We start from the raw sequence: 20,781 nt of genomic DNA on the forward strand, positions 1-20,781 counted from the left end.
GCACCGACAACCAGACCCCCACCACGTTATCCACTGTTCGCTTTGGCGACGAAAACACCAACACCGCGCCCAGCAATGCCACTACAAAGCACGCAGACAGACCATACAAACGCGACTGTAGTACTAGAACAGAACCGTGGCGAACGTTCCGACCTGGCTGAAGCCCACCCGCTCGTACGTGGACCGGGCCCGGAGATTAAAACCGTTGACGTACAGGCTGGTCACCGGGGCCAGTGCCCGCGCCTTTTCCACCACGGCCGCCATGTAGCCGGCACTCAGACCCTGGCCGCGGTACTCAGGGTTCATCCACACACCCTGGATCTGGGTGACTTCGGCGGTGACGGCTCCGAGTTCCGCTTTGAAGACCACCTCGCCGGAGTCGTTGACGTGCGCCAACGAATGGCCCTGCCGGATGAGGCCCTCCACGCGGCGGCTGTAGAATTCCTTGCCGCCCAGGAACGGTGAGTAGCCCACCTCTTCCTCGAACATGGCCGCACAGGCCGGCAGGATACGCTCGAAGTCGGCCAGGCGCCCCAGCTCCAAATGGGAGTTGGGCGTGACTTCGGGAGGCCCGCAAATCGTCATCAGCGGCTGTTCATCCCGCACTTCGTGGGCTGCATGCCCCAGCGCAGCCAGCTCGGTGTGGAGGGCCAGGACCGCGTCGGCGGGGCCAAAGGCCGACGCGAAGCGGCGGCCCGACGCGCTGGCCGCTTCGGCCACCACCCCGGCGAACTCCGGGTCCAGCTCCACCGGGACAAGGTTGGCCCCGGCCCAGCACGCGCCCAGCAGGACGCCGTCGTCGAACACGCCGAACACTGTGGCGCCGCCGGTGGTCGGTGCCGCGGAACCGACCGCCTTCAGGTGGGCCAGCATAAACACGTTCGCTACGGGATCCTGCTCGGCAAGGCGCCGCAGGGCGGGGGTATCCGCACCGGAGAGGGAACGGACAACCAGCCCCTCCGGCGCGGCGCCCTCCTTATGAGACGCTAACCACGGGGCTACCCTTGACAGCATCTTCGCCATCGGCCTCCCCCATCTCCTCGGCTATGCGCATGGCTTCTTCGATCAGTGTCTCAACAATCTGGCTCTCAGGCACAGTCTTAATGACTTCGCCCTTCACAAAGATCTGTCCTTTGCCATTACCGGACGCCACGCCCAGGTCTGCTTCACGGGCTTCCCCGGGCCCGTTCACCACACAGCCCATCACGGCCACGCGCAGCGGAATCTCCATGCCCTCCAGGCCGGCGGTGACCTGCTCGGCCAGGGTGTAGACGTCCACCTGGGCGCGGCCGCAGGACGGGCAGGAGACAATCTCGAGCTTCCGCGGACGCAGGTTCAGGGACTGGAGGATCTGGTTGCCCACCTTGATCTCCTCCACCGGCGGGGCGGAGAGCGAAACCCGGATGGTGTCGCCGATGCCACGGGACAGCAGGGCACCGAAGGCGGTGGCGGATTTGATGGTGCCCTGGAAGGCCGGGCCGGCCTCCGTGACGCCCAGGTGCAGCGGCCAGTCGCCCTTCTCCGCGAGCATTTCGTACGCAGCAACCATCACCACGGGGTCGTTGTGCTTGACGGAGATCTTGAAGTCGTGGAAGCCGTGCTCTTCGAACAGCGACGCTTCCCAGACTGCCGACTCAACGAGCGCCTCGGGCGTAGCCTTGCCGTATTTCTTGAGGATGCCCGGCTCCAGCGAACCGGCGTTGATCCCGATGCGGATGGACGTGCCGTGGTCCTTGGCCGCGCGGGCGATTTCCTTGACCTGGTCATCGAATTTGCGGATGTTGCCCGGGTTCACGCGCACCGCCGCGCAGCCGGCCTCGATCGCGGCGAACACGTACTTGGGCTGGAAATGGATGTCCGCGATGACGGGGATCTGGGACTTGCGCGCAATGATGGGCAAGGCCTCCGCATCATCGGCCGACGGGCAGGCGACGCGCACAATGTCGCAGCCCGAGGCGGTGAGTTCCGCTATCTGCTGCAGCGTGGCGTTGATGTCGGTGGTGGGGGTGGTGGTCATGGACTGCACGCTGATGGGCGAGTCCGAGCCGACGCCGACCGAGCCCACTTTGATCTGGCGCGTCTTACGGCGGGGGGCGAGGACGGGCGGCGGTGCTGACGGCATTCCCAGGCTGACCGAGGTCACATGGACTCCTTGGGTAGGTGTTTCGGAAGGAAGAGTGGTCCGCGAATCAGGACGCGTGCTGGGCGAGGATGCCGATGACCGGCGTCCATTCGGTAGTGCGGATACCGGCGATGGTCCCGGCTTCGGCGAAAGGGTCCCGCTTCAGCAGGTCGTTGAGCCTGGTTTCGTCCTCGACCTTGAAGATCAGCAGGGCGCCCGCCCCGTCACCGTAGGGTCCGCTGGTCAGCAACTGGCCGTCGTCCGCCAGGCCTGCCAGCCAGGCGCGGTGCGCAGGACGGTGTTCATCACGGGCCGCGGTGGAATCGGCGGCGTACACATACTCAACGGCAAAAACAGTCATAAGGACAGCCTATCCCCCGCGGCGCACCGCCACCGATCCGGGCATTAGTTCAGGAAGTAGACCTTGACGATGGCCGCCGTGCCGGCTGCCCACAGCATGGAGGTGAGCGTTCCAATGATGAACCGTTCTGCGGCCACGGGTGTTTCCTTCAGCTCGGCAAACCTGCCCAGGCCTTTGATGGCCACGATGTAGGCGATGGCCACCGGCTGCCCTGTGAGGATGGCCACAGCAACGCCCAGGCGTTCCAGGACGCCGATGATCGCCCCGCCGCGCAGGATGCGCTGGCCGGAAGCGGGCCGGCCGGGGGTCACCTGCCCCGCGCCTTCGGGACGGGGAACGTCCGACGGCGGCCTGCCGCCAGCAGCTGTCAGCTCGCCGTCCACACTTTGCCCGCGTTCCTCCTGGCCCTGTACGGGGCCTGCTGAGGTCAGCGTTGGCGGGTCAGCCGGCAGCGGGGCGTCCACCGTGACGTCCGCCGACGGATCCTGGCCGGAAGCATCGTCGGCTGCCTGTTCCCTGCCGGCTGCGTCGGCCTTGTCATCGATGGTCCTGGCCAGCCGGAACACCAGCCAGGTCACCGGCCAGCCGACAAATCCGGCCACCACTAGTGCCACTGCGATCCAGAGTGCGTTCACCGTTCTCCTTTGGCGGGGCGGGAAACCAGTACGTGGTTGTGGGCGTATTTGAGGAGCATGGCTGCCGCCGGCCGCGCAGCCCATTCTTCCTGCCAGCCGGACCTGAGCAGGGCACGGCTCACGGATTGCTCGGAAATCCCCAGCTCCCGGGCCACCTGCTTCTGGCTGCCATGACGGATATCGCCGCCGCCGAGGGCCCGCAGCCGATCCACCACCCGCCACTGTGCCGGCGTTCGCTGCTGCACGACGCGTCCTATCAGGCGGAGCACCGCTTCGGCGTTTGCACTGCTCATAATTCCTTCCCCGGCATCGGCCGGGAGGGGCCGGCCACGTCCAATACTGCCGGGCACCACTGACAACGGGACCTGGGCCCCTGCGCCCTTGGCGTTGTCCACCGCGCGTCGGGCTGCGACAAAGGCGCTTCCGCTTCCCTCCCTCGGACTTGCCCCGGGAGCGAGCCGGACCTCGCCGATCCCGATTCCGACGTACCAGTGCCCGTCGCGGAGAGCATGGAGGGCGATGTCCACAACATCGGCAGCCGCTTCGACGACACCTTGGAGTTCGTCGCCCACCGACCTTTCAAACGGAACCGGCGTGAGGCTGCGCAGGGCGACGATCAGGTCAGGGACCCGGTCGACGTCCGTGCTGCTGCTGCGCTGGTCGATGGTCAGTACGTACATGCTTCAACCGTACGGAGGTGACGACAAATAATCAATCATCAATGGCTGATTATTAACTATCAGTCAGAATGAGCTGATATTTCCGAATCACCTCCGCCGTGACCAAGCGGCCGCAGGCGCGGGCAAACTCAACCGAAGAGATTGACCGGCTTCACAATGTCTGCGTAGATCAGCAGCACGCTCATGCCCATCAGCAGGGCGGCCACCACATACGTGACGGGGAGCAGCTTGGCGATGTCGAAAGCTCCCGGGTCCGGTTTGCCGAACAGTTTGGCCACCCGGCGGCGGGCCCCTTCATACAGCGCGCCCGCAACGTGGCCGCCGTCAAGCGGCAGCAGCGGGACCAGGTTGAAGACCGCGAGCGCGAAATTCAGACCGGCCAGCAGCCCTACCAGGGTGGCAATCCGGGACTGGAGGGGAACCTCTTCCATGGCTGCCACTTCACCGGCCACGCGGCCCACGCCCACAACGCTGATGGGACCGTTGGGATCGCGCGGTTCCTCACTGAAAGCGGCCTTGGCTACGCCCACCACCCGGGCGGGCAGGTTGAGGATAACCCCGGCAACCTGCCGGATGTTCTCCCCCGCCATGGGCAGGACGGACGACGCCGGCTGGGGAACCAACGCGGTTTGCGCACCGATGCCGAGGAAGCCGACGTCCTGGTACAGCAGCTTGCCGGCGTCGTCCTTGGCCTGCCGGCCGTCAACGCCGACGACGGGACGGGCGGACAGCACCGGGGTGACAGTGGTGGTGACCGGGGCGCCGTTGCGCTCCACGGTGATGCTGACTTGCCGGCCGGCGGATGCCCGGATCCATTCGGTCAGCTGGTCCCAGCTGGTGACCGCTTTCCCGTCGAAGGAGGTGACCACGTCATTGGGCAGGAGCCCGGCTGCGGCGGCGGGAGTCAGCTGGCAGTCCGCGGAATTGGGATCCACGGTCTGGCCGGCCGCAACCTGGCACTTGGACACATCAGAGATGGTGGTGGTAGCCGTGGCCATGCCGAAGCCCATGAGCAGCACCGCCGTCAGCACCACGCCGATCAGCAGGTTCATGGCCGGACCGCCGAGCATCACGATGATTTTTTTCCAGACGGGCAGGCGGTAAAACACGCGGTTCCCGTCCTCCGGGCCGACTTCTTCATGGGCCATGGAGCGGGCTTCGGTGGCGAGGGTCTGGAACATGCCGGTGCTGGAGGGCCGCACCGTCCCGTCCTCTTTGTTGGGCGGGTACATGCCGATCATGGAGACGTAGCCGCCCAGCGGGATGGCCTTGACCCCGTATTCGGTTTCGCCTTTCCGTTTGGACCACAGCGTGGGGCCGAAGCCGATCATGTATTTGGTGACGCGTACTTTGAACAGCTTGGCGGGCACCAGGTGCCCCACTTCGTGCAGCGCGATGGACACGGCAATGCCAATCGCCACAAAGACGACGCCGAGAATAAAGAGGAGGATGGGGCTCATGCGTGGATCTGCTGCTTCCTAGAGACTGCTTACTGCCAAACGTTCGTGGGCGCGTGTTCGTGCCCAGTTCTCAGCATCCAGCACTGAGTCAAGGGTCAGCTCCGAGGATCCTGGGTGTTCGCTGAGGACAGCGTCGATGGTGTCCACGATATCGGTGAAGCGGATCCGCCCGGCGTGAAAGGCCAGGACGGCTTCTTCGTTGGCCGCGTTGAAGACGGCCGGGTAGGTGCTCCCCTGTTTGGCTGCGTCCTTGGCCAGGTCCACAGCGGGAAAGGCGGCCGTGTCCAGGGGCTCAAAGGTCCAGCTGGTGGCCCGGGTCCAGTCACACGCGGCGGCCGCTTTCGCTACCCGGTCCGGCCAGCCGAGTCCCAGGGCGATGGGCAGGCGCATGTCCGGCGGTGAGGCCTGGGCGATGACGGACCCGTCAATGAACTGGACCATGGAGTGGACCACGGACTGCGGATGGACCACCACCTCGATCCGGTCCAGCGGCACGTCGAACAGCAGGTGGGCTTCAATGAGTTCCAGGCCCTTATTGACCAGGGTGGCCGAATTTGTGGTGACCATCAGGCCCATGTCCCAGGTGGGGTGGGCCAGCGCCTCCTGCGGGGTCACCTCATGCAGCTGCTCCCGTGTGCGTCCGCGGAACGGGCCGCCGGACGCCGTGAGGATGAGCTTCTCCACCTCGGCCGCTGTGCCCGAGCGCAGGCACTGGGCGATGGCTGAATGTTCGGAGTCCACCGGGACGATCTGGCCTTCGCGGGCCGCGGCCTTGACCAGTGCGCCGCCCACGATCAACGACTCCTTGTTGGCCAGCGCCAGCGTTGCACCGGATTTCAGCGCAGCGAGGGTGGGGGCGAGTCCGATGGAGCCGGTGATGCCGTTCAGCACCACGTCTGCCTCCACCGCCGCGATGCGCGCCGAGGCGTCCGGGCCTGCGATGATTTCGGGCCGGTAGTCCTGGCGGCCCGCCATGCGGGCAGCGGCCGTGATCAGGTCCTGCAGGTGCCGGGCGTCTCCGGAGGCGATGCCGACGGCGGCGGCCCCCGTGTGCACCGCCTGGCGGGCCAGGAGCTCCAGGTTCCCGCCGCCCGCGCTGAGCGCCACGACCTCGAAAAGGTGCGGGGCGCCGTCGACGACGTCAATCGCCTGGGTGCCGATGGAACCGGTGGATCCGAGGAGGACGATTCTGCGAGGCTGCATGGCTTAAGTATCCCGCACGCCCGGCCCCGTCCGGAGCTGCCGTCCGGATCTAGGAGCGGACGCGGGCCAGGCGTAACGTTGATCGCGTGGACTGGGTTTCCTGGTTCGATGCGCCGGACTATGAATTCGCTCGGCTGGTGCTGCAGCGGGGCATTGCAGCGCTGTATTTTGTGGCGTTCCTGTCCACCCTGAACCAGTTCCCGGCGCTGCTGGGCGAACACGGGCTGCTTCCGGTTCCGCGGTTCCTGGAAGGCTTCAGCCGGTTGCACCGGCCCACCCTCTTCCGCTGGCGCTACTCGGACCGGCTGCTGCGCTGGGTTTGCGCGGCAGGACTTGCCGTCTCGGCGCTGCTGGTGGCCGGTGTCCCCCAGCTGGGCCCGCCGTGGGTCCCGCTGATCGCGTTCCTGGCCCTGTGGCTGCTCTACATGTCGGTGGTCAACGTGGGCCAGACATTTTATGGATTCGGCTGGGAAATGCTGCTCCTGGAAGCCGGCTTCACGGTCGCGTTCCTTGGCTCGGACCAGACAGAGCCGCCCCGGACCATCCTGCTTCTGCTGGTGTGGCTGGTGTTCCGCCTGGAGTTCGGTGCCGGAATGATCAAGATCCGCGGCGGCCGGGAATGGCGCGACCTGACGGCGCTGTACTATCACCACGAGACCCAGCCGATGCCCGGTCCGCTGAGCCGGCAGGCGCACCTGCTGCCCAGGCCCTTCCATCGGTTGGAGGTGCTGGGGAACCACTTTGCACAACTGGTGGTGCCGTTTTTCCTCTTCGCCCCGCAGCCCCTGGCGTCCGCCGCCGCCGGCATCGTCATCTTTACGCAGCTGTGGCTGGTGGCCAGCGGCAATTTTGCGTGGCTTAACTGGATGGCCATTGTGCTGGCCTTCGCGGCCGTCAGCGATCCGGTGGCCCATGCCGTGCTCCCGTTCCTGCCGCTGGACTGGGACCGGGAGGCCGGATCGCGCGGAAATCCAACGTACTGGCTGGCGATGTGCCTGGCCGTGACGTTGCTGTTGGTGGTCCTCAGTTACTGGCCCCTGCGGAACCTGGTGTCCCAACGTCAGCTGATGAATGCCGCCTTCAACCGCTGGCAGCTGGTGAACACGTACGGTGCGTTCGGCACCGTGACGAAGCACCGCATCGAGATCGTGGTGGAAGGCACCCTGGATGCGGAGCCGGACGACACCGCGGACTGGCGCGAGTACGGGTTCAAAGGCAAGCCCGGCGACGTCCGCCGGCTCCCGCGGCAGTGGGCGCCGTATCACCTCCGCCTGGACTGGCTGATGTGGTTCCTGCCACTGCGCACCGTTCATGAAGAGTGGTTCTATGCCTTACTCGGCAAACTCCTCGAAGCGGACCGCCGCACCCTGCGGCTGCTTCGTGAGGACCCGTTCGACGGCGAACCGCCACGGTGGGTGCGCGTCAACAGTTACCTGTACCGCTTCGCAACCCGCGCCGAGTTCCGGGAGACCGGTGAACGCTGGGTGCGGACGCTGTTGTACGAGGCCATTCCACCGCTATCGCTGCGTGGTTCCCACGGGCGGCGGTGATCAGGGTGTGCGGGTGATCAGGGTACTGTGCCTAGACGTTCGCGCCGGCCCTGCGGAGCGTTGATTCGGCGTGTTTGAGGATGGGGCCGTCGATCATGCGGCCGTTGAACTGGAAGACCCCGGACCCTGCCGCGGCGGCGGCCCGGAGCAGTTCCCGGGCAGCCGCAACGTCCGCGTCATCGGGCGCGTAGGCGCCGCGGACCACGTTGGCCTGGGTGGGGTGGATGCAGGCCTTGGAGCTGAAACCTGAGGCCACGGCGTCGCTGGCCTCCGCTTTGAGTCCGTCAAGGTCGGGGATGTTGACGTAGACGGCGTCCACCGCTTCCTTTCCGAAAGCCCGGGCGGCGAGGAGGACGGCGGACCGGGCGTGCAGCGCCACGGCCCGGTAGGCGCCGTCGTCCTTTCTGCTCGACGTCCCGCCCAGGGATGCGAGGAGGTCCTCGGCACCCCACATCAGGGCCACGACGTTGGGGGCCGCCGCAATGGCGGGCGCGTTCAGGACTCCCGCGGCGGTCTCGCACAGGGCGATGACGTGGTAGTCCTGCAGGGCTTCCAGTTGCTCCGCGCTCTCGGTCTTGGCCAGCATGACCGTTCGGTACGGTGTGTGCGCCAGGAAGTGCAGGTCCTTGCCGAATTCCTCGGTCCCTGCGGGGTTGATTCGCACGATGGTCCGGCTCGGATCCAGTTCGGGTCCTTCGCCAACCGTACCGAGCTGGGCAAGGATGGCTCCGCGGGCACGCTGCTTGTCAGCGGGGGCCACGGCGTCTTCCAGGTCCAGGATGACGGCGTCCGCGCGACTGGCAGCCTTTTGGTACCGCTCCGGACGGTCGGCCGGGCAAAAGAGGAGGGCGGGTCCCATCACAAATGTCATAGGGATATTGTCCCCTTTTCGCCGCGGCTTGGCTCCGTGGTGGGGCTGCCGTGAGCGTCCTTGGTCCACATCAGGCAACTCCGGGTGGCCAGGGCCACCACGGTGCCTTCCTGGTTCCGGCCGGTGTGCTGCATGGTCACAATGCCCTGGCCGGGCCGTGAGTTCGAGAGCCGCTTCTCCGTAATGACGGTCTCGGTGTAGAGCGTGTCGCCGTGATACAGCGGATGCGGAAAGGACACGTCGGTCAGGCCCAGCTGGGCGATGATGGTGCCCTGGGTCAGCTGTGACACGGACTGCCCCACCACGGTGGAGAGCGTGAACATGGAATTGACCAGGCGCTGGCCAAAAGGCTGGGCTGCGCTCCAGGCCGCGTCCAGGTGCAGGGCCTGGGTGTTCATGGTGAGGGTGGTGAACAGGACATTGTCCGCCTCGGTCACGGTGCGTCCGGGCCGGTGCGCGTACACCACGTCCTGTTCGAGTTCGTCGAAGTACAGGCCCCGCTGTTCAATCACCCGGGGGTTTGTCATACGGTGAGCTCCTGGTCCTCTTCGAAGAGCTCGGCGCCCGTGGCCGCGGCAACCTCTTCCAGCGACACATTGGGCGCAAGTTCGCGCAGCACCAGCCGGGAGCGCTCGCCGTCGGTGACAACGTCGATCACGGCGAGGTCGGTGATGATCCGGTCCACGCAGGCTTTGCCGGTCAGCGGAAGGGTGCACTTTTCCACGATCTTGGGGCGGCCATTGCGGTCAACGTGCTCCATCATCACGATCACCTTCTTGGCGCCGAACACCAGGTCCATGGCCCCGCCCATGCCCTTGACCATCTTGCCCGGGATCATCCAGTTGGCCAGGTCCCCGTTCTGCGCGACCTCCATGGCGCCCAGCACGGCAACGTCCACGTGCCCGCCGCGGATCATGCCGAAGGACGCAGCGGAATCGAAGAAGGCCGCGCCCTTATTGACGGTGACCGTTTCCTTGCCGGCGTTGATCAGGTCCGGGTCCACGGCGTCCTCCGCCGGATACGGCCCGACGCCGAGGATCCCGTTCTCCGAGTGCAGCACCACTTCCACCCCGGCCGGGATGTAGTTGGGGATCAGCGTGGGCATGCCGATGCCCAGGTTGACGTACTGGCCGTTGCGGAGCTCCCGGGCAACCCTGGCGGCGAGCTCGTTGCGGGTCCATCCTTTGGTGTCCGGGCCAGTGCCGGCGGGCTGGCCGGCGGCGGCACGCCGGTATTCGGGGCGGACGGCTTCGGGGCGGGGAGGTGCTCCCTGCGGGCTGGTGGACTCCATGGCTATGCTCCTGCCTGTGATGTGTCTGTGGCCGGCTCAGTTCCTGATGCCGGCGCGGCCAGGGACACGGTCCGCTTTTCGATGCGTTTCTCCCCGTGCGGTGCGAACACCACCCGTTGGACAAAGATGCCAGGAACGTGGACGTGCTCCGGATCCAGCTCGCCCGGCTCCACCAGCTCCTCCACTTCGGCGATGGTGATCCGCCCCGCCATGGCGCACAGCGGGTTGAAGTTCATCGCGGTGGCGTGGAAAACCAGGTTTCCGTGCCGGTCGCCCTTCCATGCGTGCACCAGCCCGAAATCGGGTGTCAGCGACTCTTCCAGCACATAGTCAACCCCGTTGAAGGTGCGGACTTCTTTCGGGGCGGATGCAATCGCCACCCCGCCCTCGGCGTCGTACTTCTGTGGCAGCCCGCCCTCGGACACCTGGGTGCCCACGCCCGCCTTTGTATAGAAGGCCGGGATCCCGGCACCCCCGGCGCGGAGCTTCTCGGCCAGGGTGCCCTGCGGGGTCAGCACCACTTCCAACTCGCCGGAAAGGTACTGGCGGGCAAATTCCTTGTTTTCGCCGACATAGGAACTTACCGTCCGCCGGATCCGGCCGTCCCGCAGCAGGACTCCGAGCCCCCAATCGTCCACACCGCAGTTGTTGCTGACCGTTTCCAGGTCCTTGGTTCCGCTTTGGTGCAGGGCATCAATGAGGGCCACCGGGATCCCGCACAGGCCGAACCCTCCCACTGCAAGCGAGGCACCGTCCGGGATGTCGGCTACGGCTTCCGCAGCGCTGGCAACCACCTTGTTGATCATCGTTGGTCCTTTCAAGGGTCTGGACAGGCCCGGCCGGTGGTAGCGGTCCGGAGCCAGCTGGCTTGCTAGAGTCCGAGTTCGCGGGCTATCAGCATCAGCTGGACCTCCGTGGTGCCCTCCCCCACCTCCAGGATCTTGGAGTCGCGGTAGTGGCGCGCCACGGTGAATTCGTTGATGAAGCCATAGCCGCCGAACACCTGGGTGGCGTCCCGCGCGTTGTCCATGGCTGCCTCACCTGCGACCATCTTAGCGATGGCCGCCTGGGTCTTGAACGGCTTACCGGCGAGCATTCTGGCCGCGGCATCGTAGTACGCCAGGCGGGCAGTGTGGGCCCTGGCCTGCATGCGGGCAATCTTGAACGCGACGGCCTGGTGCTTGCCGATGTTTTGCCCGAACGCGCTGCGTTCCTTCGCGTATTTCACGGACAGGTCCACGCAGCCCTGCGCTGCCCCGGTGCCCAGCGCGGCGATGGCAATCCGGCCCTCGTCCAGGATGGAGAGGAAGTTGGCGTAGCCGCGGCCTTCCTCACCGAGCAGGTTCGCCTCCGGCACGCGGACATCCTTCAACGTCAGCGGATGGGTGTCGGAGGCGTTCCAGCCCACCTTGTTGTAGGCCTTTTCCGCCTTGAACCCCACCGTGTCGGTGGGCACCAGGATGGTGGAAATTTCCTTCTTGACGCTGCCGTCCGCCCGCTCTGTCCGGCCCGTAACGGCGGTGACGGTCACCAGGCGGGTGATGTCCGTGCCCGAGTTGGTGATGAACTCCTTGTTGCCGTTGATCACCCACTGCCCGCCTTCACGCCTGGCATGGGTCTTGGTGCCGCCGGCGTCCGAGCCGGCTTCGGGTTCCGTGAGGCCGAAACCGGCGAGCGCCTGGCCCGAGGCGAGCATCGGCAGCCACTGCTCTTTCTGGGCGTCGGTGCCGAAGCGGTAGACAGGCATGGCGCCCAGGGAGACGCCTGCTTCGAGGGTGATGGCCACGGACTGGTCCACCCGGCCCAACTGTTCGAGGGCCAGCGCGAGGGCGAAGTAGTCACCGCCCATGCCGCCGTGTTCCTCCGGGAACGGCAGCCCGAAGAGGCCCATCTCCGCCATCTGCTTCACGATTTCGTAGGGGAAGCTGTGTTCCTCGTCGTGTTTGGCGGACACGGGTGCCACCACGTTGTCCGCAAAGTCGCGGACGGTGTCGCTGAGGTCCTGGTATTCCTCACTAAGTTCAAAATCCGGCATGGCTAGGCTCCCTCGCCTGTGTTGTTTGGGTCATTGAGTGTGTTGGTCATGGGGTCCGCGGGTGGCTCAGAAGCCACGGCGTGGATGGTGGCCAGCACCTGGTCCGCCTTCACCAGGTCGCCGGCCTTGACGGTGGTGTGGACTGTGCCGGCCACCTCGGCCACCAGTTGGTGCTCCATCTTCATGGCCTCCACCGAGAGGAGCACTTGGCCGGCTTCGACCGCGTCGCCGTTGCCGACGGCGACGGAGACCACCGTGCCGGGCATCGGCGAACGGACCTCCGGATCAGCAGTTCCTTCCTTGCGGTCCAGGGCGGCGAGCACACGGGCAAGGCGTGTTTCCCTGGTCAGCACGTCCAGCCGGCAGGACCACCCGCCGTTGCCCACATACACGGTCTGCGGCATGCCGCGGGGCGGGTAGTCCTCCCACGAACTCCCCAGCGCGTAGCGGAGTTCGGCGCCGTCGATTTCCAGGTAGACGTTGTCGCTGGAGAGGCCGATCACCACGACCTTGTGGGCGGGACCGTCATCGACGCTGACAAGCGCGTGGCCCACCTCCAGGTCGCTCTGCCAGGTGATGGCCACGGCGGCAATCCCGCCGCCGGGAATGCCGAAGCCCATCCGCCAGGGCGCGGGCGAGCCAAGGCGCCACCCCAGGGTGGTGTCCCAGGGTGATCCCACGGTGGACGGGCCTTCAGCCAACACCCAGAACTGCACGGCTGCCGCAATGAGCTCGGCGTCTCCGATCCGACGGAAGGTAAAGTCCGGCATCCTGCGTTCGATCAGGCCCGTATCCAGCCGGCCCGCACGGACGTCGGCGTCACTGATCAGCAGGCGCAGGTACTCAACGTTGGTATCGATGCCCAGTACCGTGTAGCGCGAGAGGGCGGTGTCCAGCTTGTCCAGTGCCGCAGTCCGGTCCCGGCCCCAGGCAATCACTTTCGCGACCATGGGGTCGTAGTCGCTGGAAATGTCGAGCCCTTCACGGAGCGAGGAATCAATCCGGATGTCCGGGTCAGCAGACGCCGGGGCGAAGGAAACGGGACCGTCCACGGCAGTGAAGATGGTTCCCCGCTCGTCCAGCAGCACAACTTCGCCCGCCGACGGCATAAAGTTCCGTTCCGGGATTTCTGCGTAGACGCGGGCTTCAACGGCGTGCCCGTTAAGTTCGACGTCGGCCTGCCGGAGGGTGAGTTCCTCACCCGCGGCGATCCGCACCTGCCATTCCACGAGGTCAACGCCGGTGACCATTTCGGTGACCGGGTGTTCCACCTGCAGCCGGGTATTCATCTCCATGAAGAAGAACTCATCCGGGGCCTCGTCCGAGACCAGGAATTCCACGGTGCCTGCCCCGCTGTAGTGGACGCTGCGGGCCGCCTGGCAGGCCGCCTCGCCGATCCGCGCCCGGGTGGCACCGCCGTCGTTCAGCCCGTCCAGCAGCGGAGACGGGGCTTCCTCGATGACCTTCTGGTGCCGGCGCTGCAGGGAGCACTCGCGCTCGCCGAGGTGGATAACGTTGCCGTGGTTATCGGCGAGGACCTGGACCTCGATGTGCCGGGGCGTGGTCACCAGGCGTTCCAGGAACAGGGTGTCGTCGCCGAACGCGCTGGCGGCAACCCGGCGGGCCGTGGCCAGTGTGGACTCAAGCTCCTCGGGCCGCTGCACGATGTGCATGCCCTTCCCGCCGCCGCCGGCGGACGGTTTGATCAGCAACGGAAAGCCGACGGCGGGCGCGGCCGCGATGAGCCGGGCGTCCGTCATCCCGGGTTCGGCGATGCCCGGAACCACGGGCACGCCGTAGCCCGCCACGTGGTTCTTGGACCGGATCTTGTCTCCCATCACATTCAGGGATTCCACGTTGGGGCCGATGAACGTGATGCCGGCTTTTTCCAGGGCGCGGGCAAAGTCGACGTTCTCGCTCAGGAAGCCGTAGCCCGGATGAACGGCGTCTGCGCCGGTGTCGCGGCAGGCCTGGATGATCGCCTCAATCTTGAGATAACTCTCCGCGGCGGCGGCGGGTCCGATGCGCACGGCAAGGTCGGCCTCGCGCACGTGCCGGGCGCCGGCGTCGGCATCGCTGTAGACCGCCACGGAGCGGATGCCGAGGGCGCGCAGGGTGCGGATCACGCGGCAGGCGATCTCGCCGCGGTTGGCCACGAGGACCGTGCCGAAAAGCGGTTTCGGTGCCGGGGCGGGCTGCTGGGAAGTTGGCGAAGTGGTCATGGCTGTCACATCCGGAAGAGGCCGAAGGAGGTCTCCGGCAAGGGGGTGCGGGAGACGACGTCGAGCGCCAGTCCCAGGACGGTGCGGGTGTCCGCCGGGTCAATGATGCCGTCGTCCCAGAGGCGGGCAGTGGAGTAGTAGGGGCTGCCCTGGTCCTCGTACTGCTGCTTGATGGGGGCCTTGAACGCCTCTTCGTCTTCGGCCGGCCATTCCTCGCCGCGGGCTTCGTACTGGTCCCGTTTGACGGTGGCGAGCACGCTGGAGGCCTGGTTTCCGCCCATGACCGAGATCCGGGACGCGGGCCACATCCAGAGGAAACGCGGCGAGTAGGCGCGCCCGCACATGGAGTAGTTGCCCGCCCCGAAGGACCCGCCAATCACCACGGTCAGCTTGGGCACCCGCGCCGTGGCCACGGCGGTGACCATCTTGGCGCCGTTCTTGGCGATGCCGCCCTGCTCGGAGTCCTTGCCCACCATGAACCCGGAGATGTTCTGCAGGAAGATCAGGGGGATGCCGCGCTGGTCGCAGAGTTCGATGAAGTGCGCGCCCTTGAGCGAGGATTCACTGAACAGGACGCCGTTGTTGGCCACGATCCCCACGGGGTGTCCGTGGAGCCGGGCGAAGCCGGTGACCAGGGTGGTGCCGTACTCCTTCTTGAACTCGTGGAACCTGCTGCCGTCCACCAGCCGGGCAATGACCTCACGGACGTCATAGGGCGCGTTGACGTCCGTGGGCACCGCTCCATAGAGCTCGCCGGCGTCCGCAGCAGGCTCGACGACGGCTTCCACATCCCATGCCGGGGCTGCCGGTTTGGGGAGTGTGGCTACGATGTCGCGGATGATTTGCAGCGCGTGTTCGTCATTCTCCGCCAGGTGGTCCGTGACCCCGGAAATCCTCGAATGCACCTCGCCGCCGCCAAGCTCCTCGGCGGTCACGATCTCGCCGATCGCGGCCTTCACGAGCGGCGGGCCGCCCAGGAAAATCGTGCCTTGGTTCCGGACGATGACCGTCTCGTCGCTCATCGCCGGAACGTACGCGCCGCCGGCCGTGCAGGAGCCCATGACCGAGGCGATCTGGGGGATCTTCGCGGCGGACATCTTCGCCTGGTTATAGAAGATCCGGCCAAAATGCTCCCTGTCCGGAAACACTTCGTCCTGTTTGGGCAGGAAGGCTCCGCCGGAGTCCACCAGGTAGATGCACGGCAGCCGGTTTTCCAGCGCCACCTCCTGGGCACGCAGGTGCTTCTTGACCGTCATCGGATAGTAGGTGCCGCCTTTGACGGTGGCGTCGTTGGAGATGACCAGGACCTGCCGGCCGTGCACGAGTCCGATTCCGGTAATGACGCCCGCGCCGGGCGAGTCATCGTTGTACATCCCGTTGGCAGCGAGCGGCGCGATTTCGAGGAAGGGGCTGCCGTTGTCCAGCAGCCGGTCGATGCGTTCGCGGGGCAGGAGCTTTCCGCGGGCCACATGGCGTTCCCGGGATGCTGCGGGGCCGCCAAGGGCAACCTGGGCGAGCCTGGCCCGAAGTTCCCCGGCGAGGGCGACCTGGGCCGCCCGGTTGGCCGCAAACGCGTCACTTGCGGCGTCAAGCCGGCTGGCAAGGGTCTCCATTGACGCGGTCCGATCCTGTTCCATGAGAGCCGCTGCCTGAAGTCCCCTGCGGGCCAGCGAGCACCGACTCGGTTAGTATTGTGTAACTGAAATTTAGGTTAGTCTTTATTAACTGTGATGTCCAACACATGGATGCGCTGCTAAGATCTGCAGGTCCGAGGAGGAACCGTGACCATCAGCCGTCCTGCGCAGCCGGCCAAGCCAACGCCGCCGGGCGCGCCTCCTGCCGCTGACCGGCCGGAGGCAGCGGGTCCTGCTGCTGACGCAGCTACCGGGGCCCAGGCCGCTCCGGGAACCCAAGCAACTCCCGGGACCCAGACCGTTCCCGGAACCCAGCGAAGCCAGGCCAAGGAGATCCGACGCCAGGCCCTGCTGAACGCCGCCGCGTCACTCTTTGCCGTTGACGGCTACAACAAGGTGTCGCTTGAGGACCTCGGGGCCGCCGCAGGCGTCAGCGGGCCGGCCGTCTACCGCCATTTCCCTGGCAAGCAGGCGGTGCTGGCTGATCTGCTGCTGACCGTGAGCCGGGAACTCCTGGAAGGCGGCCGCCGTGTGACAGCCGAAACGGCTGATCCCTTCGAGGCTCTCCGCAAGCTGGTGAGGTTTCAGGTGGATTTTGCCCTGGGCAAGCCGGATGTCATCCGCGTCCAGGACAGGGACTTCAGCAATCTCACGCCTCAGCATCAGTCGGAGGTCAGGACGCTGCAGCGGAGCTACGTGGAAATCTGGGTGGAAGCCCTGTCCCGGCTGCATCCCGGCGTGGACGCTGCCGACCTGCGGATGCGGGCACACGCCACCTTCGGCCTGATCAACTCTACCCCGCACTCGGTACGCAACCACGGACGCAGGATCGCGCCCAGGACGGCCCGCCCCCTGCTGGAGAGCATGGCGCTGGCGGCGCTGACCGTGGACGTTCCTCCCGCTTCCTGACCGGCCGGGGGTTCCATCCGGCAACGCGGGGTCACTTCCTGCCCAATAACGTTGGGCCTTGGATTATCGAGCGGAAAGTGACCCCGCGTTGCTGTGGACCTGCTGCCTAGACCATCGTCAGCACCATGCCGGGGTCCGCGAGGATGGCGCCGACGTCGGCAAGGAACCGTGAGCCCTGCTCCCCGTCCACCAGGCGGTGATCAAAGGACAGGCTCAGGGTCATAACCTGGCGCAGGGCCACCTGGTCCTGGAACTCCCACGGCATCTTCCGTACTGCGCCCACGGCCAGGATGGCAGCCTCCCCCGGGTTCAGGATGGGGGTGCCTGCGTCGATCCCGAAGACCCCGATGTTGGTGATGGAGATGGTCCCGTCGGCCAGGTCGGCAGGTGATGTCTTGCCGGCCCGGGCTGATTCCGTCAGGTTCGTGAGCGCCCCGGAAAGGTCCAGGAGGGACATGGCGTCGGCGTCCTTGATGTTAGGAACGGTGAGCCCCCGGGGCGTCGCCGCGGCAATGCCAAGGTTGACGTAATTGAACTGGACAATCTCCTGGTTGGCCTCGTCCCACCGCGAGTTCAGCGACGGATTCCGCCGGAGCGCCACCAGCACCGCCTTGGCCACCAGGGTCAGCGGAGTCAGCTTGTGGTCGGCAAAGGCCCGGCTCGTTTTCAGCTTGGCCAGCAGGTCCATGGTGGGGGTGACGTCCACTGTCAGGAACTCCGTGGCGTGCGGTGCGGTGAACGCACTGGCAACCATCGCGGCTGCCGTGAACTTCCGGACCCCCTTGATGGGAGTGCGGACTTCCCGCCCGTCCTGCCCGGCGGCCCGGCCTGCCGGAACACGGGCGTCGGCGTCATCAACCGCAGACAGGTGACGCGCCGCCACCGGAATGTCGCCGCCGCCCACGAAATTGCGCACGTCCTCCCTGGTAATGAGCCCGCGGGCCCCGGTGCCGGGGATCGCCGTCAACTCGACGCCGAGGTCCTTGGCCAACTTCCGTACCGGCGGCGTGGACCGCGGCCGGTCGAACGGCTGCGTCCCGGCCTGCCCGGCCACCGGGGAGCCGGCAGCTTTGCTCAGGGCAGGCTCCCCCGCCGGTGCCGCAAAGGTGCGCTGCCGGCGGACCGGACGCCCTGGACTTTCGACGACGGCGCCGTACCCCACGAGGTTGGCCTGCCGTTTGGGGGCTTCCGCCTCAGGCGGGGAGGCCGCCGCAGGTGACCCGCCGGCGTCGTCCGGTACTTCAAAGGAGACGATCGGCTTCCCGACTTCCACCACCGTGCCCGGCTGCTCGTGGAGGGCGGTAACGACGCCGGCGAAGGGGGACGGTAACTCCACCACCGCCTTTGCCGTTTCAACCTCGGCAATCACCTGGTTCAGGCTGACGGTGTCCCCCACGCCCACCTTCCAGCTGACGATTTCGGATTCCGTCAGGCCTTCACCCAGGTCCGGGAGCCTGAATTCCTTGATCATGGTGGCGCTCATCCTTCCAGCCCGCTGAGCGAGTTGGGCCGGCCCAGTGCCCGGTCCACGCCGTCGAGGATCCGGTCCAGCCCGGGCAGGTGATGCATTTCCACCTTGGAGTACGGGTAGGGGACGTCGAACCCGGTGATGCGGACAGGTGCTGCTTCGAGATGGTAGAAGCAGCGTTCGGTGATGCTGGCGGCCACTTCCGCCCCGAGCCCCCCGGACTGGCCGGCCTCGTGGGTGATGACCAGCCGCCCTGTCTTCCGGACGGATTTTTCCACGGTGGCGTAATCCACCGGAGCCAGCGAGCGCAGGTCGATGACCTCGATGGAGATCCCCTCGTCGGCTGCCGCCGTGGCGGCGTCCCGGGCAGTCTTCACCAGGGGGCCGTAAGCCACCAGGGTGACGTCGGTGCCTTCGGTGAGGACGCTGGCCGTGTCCATGGGCAGCGCGTTTGGCAGGTGCAGGCCCTCGTCCACGTCGCCCTTGTCGTGATAGCGGCGTTTGGGTTCGAAGAACAGAACGGGATCATCACACCGGATGGCCTGCTGGATCATGGTGTAGGCGTCCTGCGGATTGGAGACGGCGACCACCCGCAGGCCGGAGGTGTGGGTGAAGTACGCCTCGGGCGACTCGGAGTGGTGTTCGGGCGAACCGATGCCGCCGCCGAAGGGGACGCGGATGGTGATGGGCATCTTCACCGTGCCCAGGGTGCGGTAGTGCATCTTGGCCACCTGGCTGACGATCTGGTCGAAGGCAGGATAGATGAAACCGTCGAACTGAATTTCCACCACCGGCCGGTAGCCCCGGTAGGCGAGACCGACCGCGGTTCCGACAATGGCGGATTCAGCCAGCGGCGTGTCCACCACGCGATGTTTGCCGAAGTCCTTCTGCAGCCCGTCGGTCACGCGGAAGACGCCGCCGAGGGTGCCGATATCCTCGCCCATGAGGATGACTTTGGGATCGTCTTCGAGTGATTTGCGCAGGCCGGAATTGATGGCACGGGCAAAGGTCATCTGGGTCATCAGCGTGCACCTTCCTGGGAAGCGGCTTCTGCGGGGTCACCGAAGGAAGCAAGATAGCGGGCGTAGTGGTCCTGCTGCCGGTCCAGCCATGAGTTGGGTGAGCTGTACACGTGCTTGAAGACGTCCAGGGGTTCCGGCTCGGGCATGCCGATGCAGCCTGCCCGGAGTTCGCGGGCCACCTGATCCGCTTTTTCCCTGATGTGCTGCTGGAACTGGTCCGTATACAGGCCCTTCCGGTCCAGGAGGGCTTTGACCCGCTCAATGGGGTCCTTCGCGGCCCAGTCCTCAAGTTCGTTGGCGTCACGGTAGCGGGTGGGATCATCAGCGGTGGTGTGCGGGCCCATCCGGTAGGTGACCGCCTCGATGAACGTGGGTCCTCCGCCATGCCGGGCCCGGTCCAACGCCACGCGCGTGGCGGCCATGACCGCCAGCACGTCGTTGCCGTCCACGCGAAGGTTGGGAATGCCGAATCCCGCGGCCCTGCCCGCGAGCTGCACGTGGGACTGCAGCCGCACGGGCTCCGAGATGGCCCAGTGGTTGTTGGAACAGAAGAAAACCACCGGCACCTGGAAGCTTGCCGCGAAGACCATGGCCTCGTTGACGTCACCTTCACTCGTGGCGCCGTCGCCGAAGTAGGTCACCGCCACCGAGTCGGCGCCGTCGTTCTGGATGCCCATGGCGTATCCGGTGGCATGCAGTGTCTGCGCGCCGATGATGATTTGGGGGGTGGCCATGTTGACCGTGTACGGGTCCCAGCCGCTGGAGGCGTTGCCGCGCCATACCCGCAGAATGTCCGTCGGCCCAACGCCGCGGCAGTAGGCCACGCCGTTTTCCCGATAGCTGGAGAAAATGAAATCGTCGCTGCGGAGCGCCCTGGCAGATCCTACCTGGGCAGCCTCCTGGCCCAGCAACGGCGGCCACAGGCCCAGCTCCCCCTGACGCTGGAGCGCCGTGGCTTCCACGTCGATCCGCCGGATAACCGTCAGGTCCTCAAACAGGGAACACAGCTGTTCATCCCCGATGTCTTTGACCCAGGGATCGAATTCCGGATGGCTGATCCGCTCCCCCTCCGGGGTGATCAGCTGGATCAGGTTCCTGCCTGATCCGTGATGGTCTTCCGTCCCGCCGGCGGCAACTCCCACCGTTGTCCCGCCCTGGCCCGTTTCGTCTGTAGACACGTTGGCACGCAACCTTCTCACGTCGTTTGACCGGAGCGTGGAGACTTGTGGTCCCGCCTGCTGCCGACCGCCCGGGCGCCGTTGCCCCGGATAATTGTGACCCTACTCACAATGTTCAATGGGTACAACTGCTGACGCTA

19 protein-coding genes are annotated in these 20,781 nt (G+C 66.2%); 2 read left to right on the top strand and 17 right to left on the bottom strand.

The window, feature by feature from the left end; translation table 11 throughout:
• Window positions 1-123: 123 nt before the first annotated feature.
• The 7 genes from PY310_RS02090 to dxr form a co-directional block, all read right to left on the bottom strand.
• Window positions 124-1,014 (bottom strand): GNAT family N-acetyltransferase, encoded by an 891-nt coding sequence (locus PY310_RS02090; protein WP_275212805.1) that lies wholly within the window; start codon window positions 1,012-1,014, stop codon window positions 124-126.
• Window positions 977-2,143: a flavodoxin-dependent (E)-4-hydroxy-3-methylbut-2-enyl-diphosphate synthase gene (gene ispG / locus PY310_RS02095; protein ID WP_255769607.1), complete on the bottom strand. Its 1,167-nt coding sequence runs from the start codon at window positions 2,141-2,143 to the stop codon at window positions 977-979. Before ispG ends, PY310_RS02090 begins: the two co-directional genes overlap by 38 nt.
• A 46-nt stretch (window positions 2,144-2,189) precedes the next feature.
• Window positions 2,190-2,483 (bottom strand): YciI family protein, encoded by a 294-nt coding sequence (locus PY310_RS02100; RefSeq protein WP_275212493.1) that lies wholly within the window; start codon window positions 2,481-2,483, stop codon window positions 2,190-2,192.
• A 44-nt stretch (window positions 2,484-2,527) separates the two neighbouring features.
• Window positions 2,528-3,118: a hypothetical protein gene (locus PY310_RS02105; RefSeq protein WP_275212494.1), complete on the bottom strand. Its 591-nt coding sequence runs from the start codon at window positions 3,116-3,118 to the stop codon at window positions 2,528-2,530.
• The gene (locus PY310_RS02110; RefSeq protein WP_275212495.1) at window positions 3,115-3,798 is read right to left on the bottom strand and encodes a molecular chaperone TorD family protein; all 684 of its coding nucleotides are present in this window, start codon (window positions 3,796-3,798) and stop codon (window positions 3,115-3,117) included. The genes PY310_RS02105 and PY310_RS02110 overlap by 4 nt, the downstream gene beginning before the upstream one ends.
• Before the next feature lie 128 nt (window positions 3,799-3,926).
• Window positions 3,927-5,258, bottom strand: a complete 1,332-nt coding sequence (locus PY310_RS02115) for a M50 family metallopeptidase (protein WP_275212496.1) — start codon at window positions 5,256-5,258, stop codon at window positions 3,927-3,929.
• 18 nt (window positions 5,259-5,276) lie between these two features.
• Window positions 5,277-6,461: a 1-deoxy-D-xylulose-5-phosphate reductoisomerase gene (gene dxr, locus PY310_RS02120; RefSeq protein ID WP_275212497.1), complete on the bottom strand. Its 1,185-nt coding sequence runs from the start codon at window positions 6,459-6,461 to the stop codon at window positions 5,277-5,279.
• A gap of 86 nt (window positions 6,462-6,547) precedes the next feature.
• On the opposite strand from dxr, the gene PY310_RS02125 reads away from it, so the two are divergent.
• Entirely contained in the window at window positions 6,548-8,011 is a 1,464-nt protein-coding gene (locus PY310_RS02125) for a lipase maturation factor family protein (RefSeq protein WP_275212498.1), read from the top strand.
• Between the two features lie 31 nt (window positions 8,012-8,042).
• Here PY310_RS02125 and PY310_RS02130 read toward each other — a convergent pair whose 3' ends face one another.
• The 7 genes from PY310_RS02130 to PY310_RS02160 all read right to left on the bottom strand — a co-directional run bounded on the left by PY310_RS02130 (window position 8,043) and on the right by PY310_RS02160 (window position 16,043).
• Window positions 8,043-8,882, bottom strand: a complete 840-nt coding sequence (locus PY310_RS02130) for an HpcH/HpaI aldolase/citrate lyase family protein (protein WP_275212499.1) — start codon at window positions 8,880-8,882, stop codon at window positions 8,043-8,045.
• The gene (locus tag PY310_RS02135; protein ID WP_275212500.1) at window positions 8,879-9,409 is read right to left on the bottom strand and encodes a MaoC family dehydratase; all 531 of its coding nucleotides are present in this window, start codon (window positions 9,407-9,409) and stop codon (window positions 8,879-8,881) included. The genes PY310_RS02130 and PY310_RS02135 overlap by 4 nt, the downstream gene beginning before the upstream one ends.
• Window positions 9,406-10,173 (bottom strand): CoA transferase subunit B, encoded by a 768-nt coding sequence (locus PY310_RS02140; protein WP_275212501.1) that lies wholly within the window; start codon window positions 10,171-10,173, stop codon window positions 9,406-9,408. The genes PY310_RS02135 and PY310_RS02140 overlap by 4 nt, the downstream gene beginning before the upstream one ends.
• A gap of 2 nt (window positions 10,174-10,175) precedes the next feature.
• The gene (locus PY310_RS02145; protein ID WP_275212502.1) at window positions 10,176-10,979 is read right to left on the bottom strand and encodes a CoA transferase subunit A; all 804 of its coding nucleotides are present in this window, start codon (window positions 10,977-10,979) and stop codon (window positions 10,176-10,178) included.
• Between the two features lie 65 nt (window positions 10,980-11,044).
• A complete protein-coding gene (locus PY310_RS02150) occupies window positions 11,045-12,208 on the bottom strand; it encodes an acyl-CoA dehydrogenase family protein (protein WP_275212503.1) in 1,164 nt (387 codons plus the stop codon).
• 2 nt (window positions 12,209-12,210) lie between these two features.
• Complete coding sequence (locus tag PY310_RS02155) at window positions 12,211-14,430, bottom strand: acetyl/propionyl/methylcrotonyl-CoA carboxylase subunit alpha (protein ID WP_275212504.1); 2,220 nt, start codon at window positions 14,428-14,430, stop codon at window positions 12,211-12,213.
• A 5-nt stretch (window positions 14,431-14,435) separates the two neighbouring features.
• Window positions 14,436-16,043 (bottom strand): carboxyl transferase domain-containing protein, encoded by a 1,608-nt coding sequence (locus tag PY310_RS02160; RefSeq protein ID WP_275212505.1) that lies wholly within the window; start codon window positions 16,041-16,043, stop codon window positions 14,436-14,438.
• A gap of 168 nt (window positions 16,044-16,211) precedes the next feature.
• Here PY310_RS02160 and PY310_RS02165 point away from each other — a divergent pair, with 168 nt between their 5' ends.
• Entirely contained in the window at window positions 16,212-16,973 is a 762-nt protein-coding gene (locus PY310_RS02165) for an SACE_7040 family transcriptional regulator (protein ID WP_275212506.1), read from the top strand.
• A 106-nt stretch (window positions 16,974-17,079) separates the two neighbouring features.
• On the opposite strand, the gene PY310_RS02170 is transcribed toward PY310_RS02165, so the two are convergent.
• The 3 genes from PY310_RS02170 to pdhA are packed head-to-tail and all read right to left on the bottom strand — an operon-like array spanning window position 17,080 to window position 20,641.
• The gene (locus PY310_RS02170) at window positions 17,080-18,456 is read right to left on the bottom strand and encodes a dihydrolipoamide acetyltransferase family protein (protein WP_275212507.1); all 1,377 of its coding nucleotides are present in this window, start codon (window positions 18,454-18,456) and stop codon (window positions 17,080-17,082) included.
• Window positions 18,453-19,463 (bottom strand): alpha-ketoacid dehydrogenase subunit beta, encoded by a 1,011-nt coding sequence (locus PY310_RS02175; protein ID WP_275212508.1) that lies wholly within the window; start codon window positions 19,461-19,463, stop codon window positions 18,453-18,455. The genes PY310_RS02170 and PY310_RS02175 overlap by 4 nt, the downstream gene beginning before the upstream one ends.
• Entirely contained in the window at window positions 19,463-20,641 is a 1,179-nt protein-coding gene (gene pdhA / locus PY310_RS02180; protein WP_419095440.1) for a pyruvate dehydrogenase (acetyl-transferring) E1 component subunit alpha, read from the bottom strand. The genes PY310_RS02175 and pdhA overlap by 1 nt, the downstream gene beginning before the upstream one ends.
• Window positions 20,642-20,781: the final 140 nt, after the last annotated feature.

Source organism: Pseudarthrobacter naphthalenicus (genome assembly GCF_029076445.1).
In the GTDB taxonomy this organism is placed as follows: Bacteria; Actinomycetota; Actinomycetes; order Actinomycetales; family Micrococcaceae; genus Arthrobacter; species Arthrobacter naphthalenicus.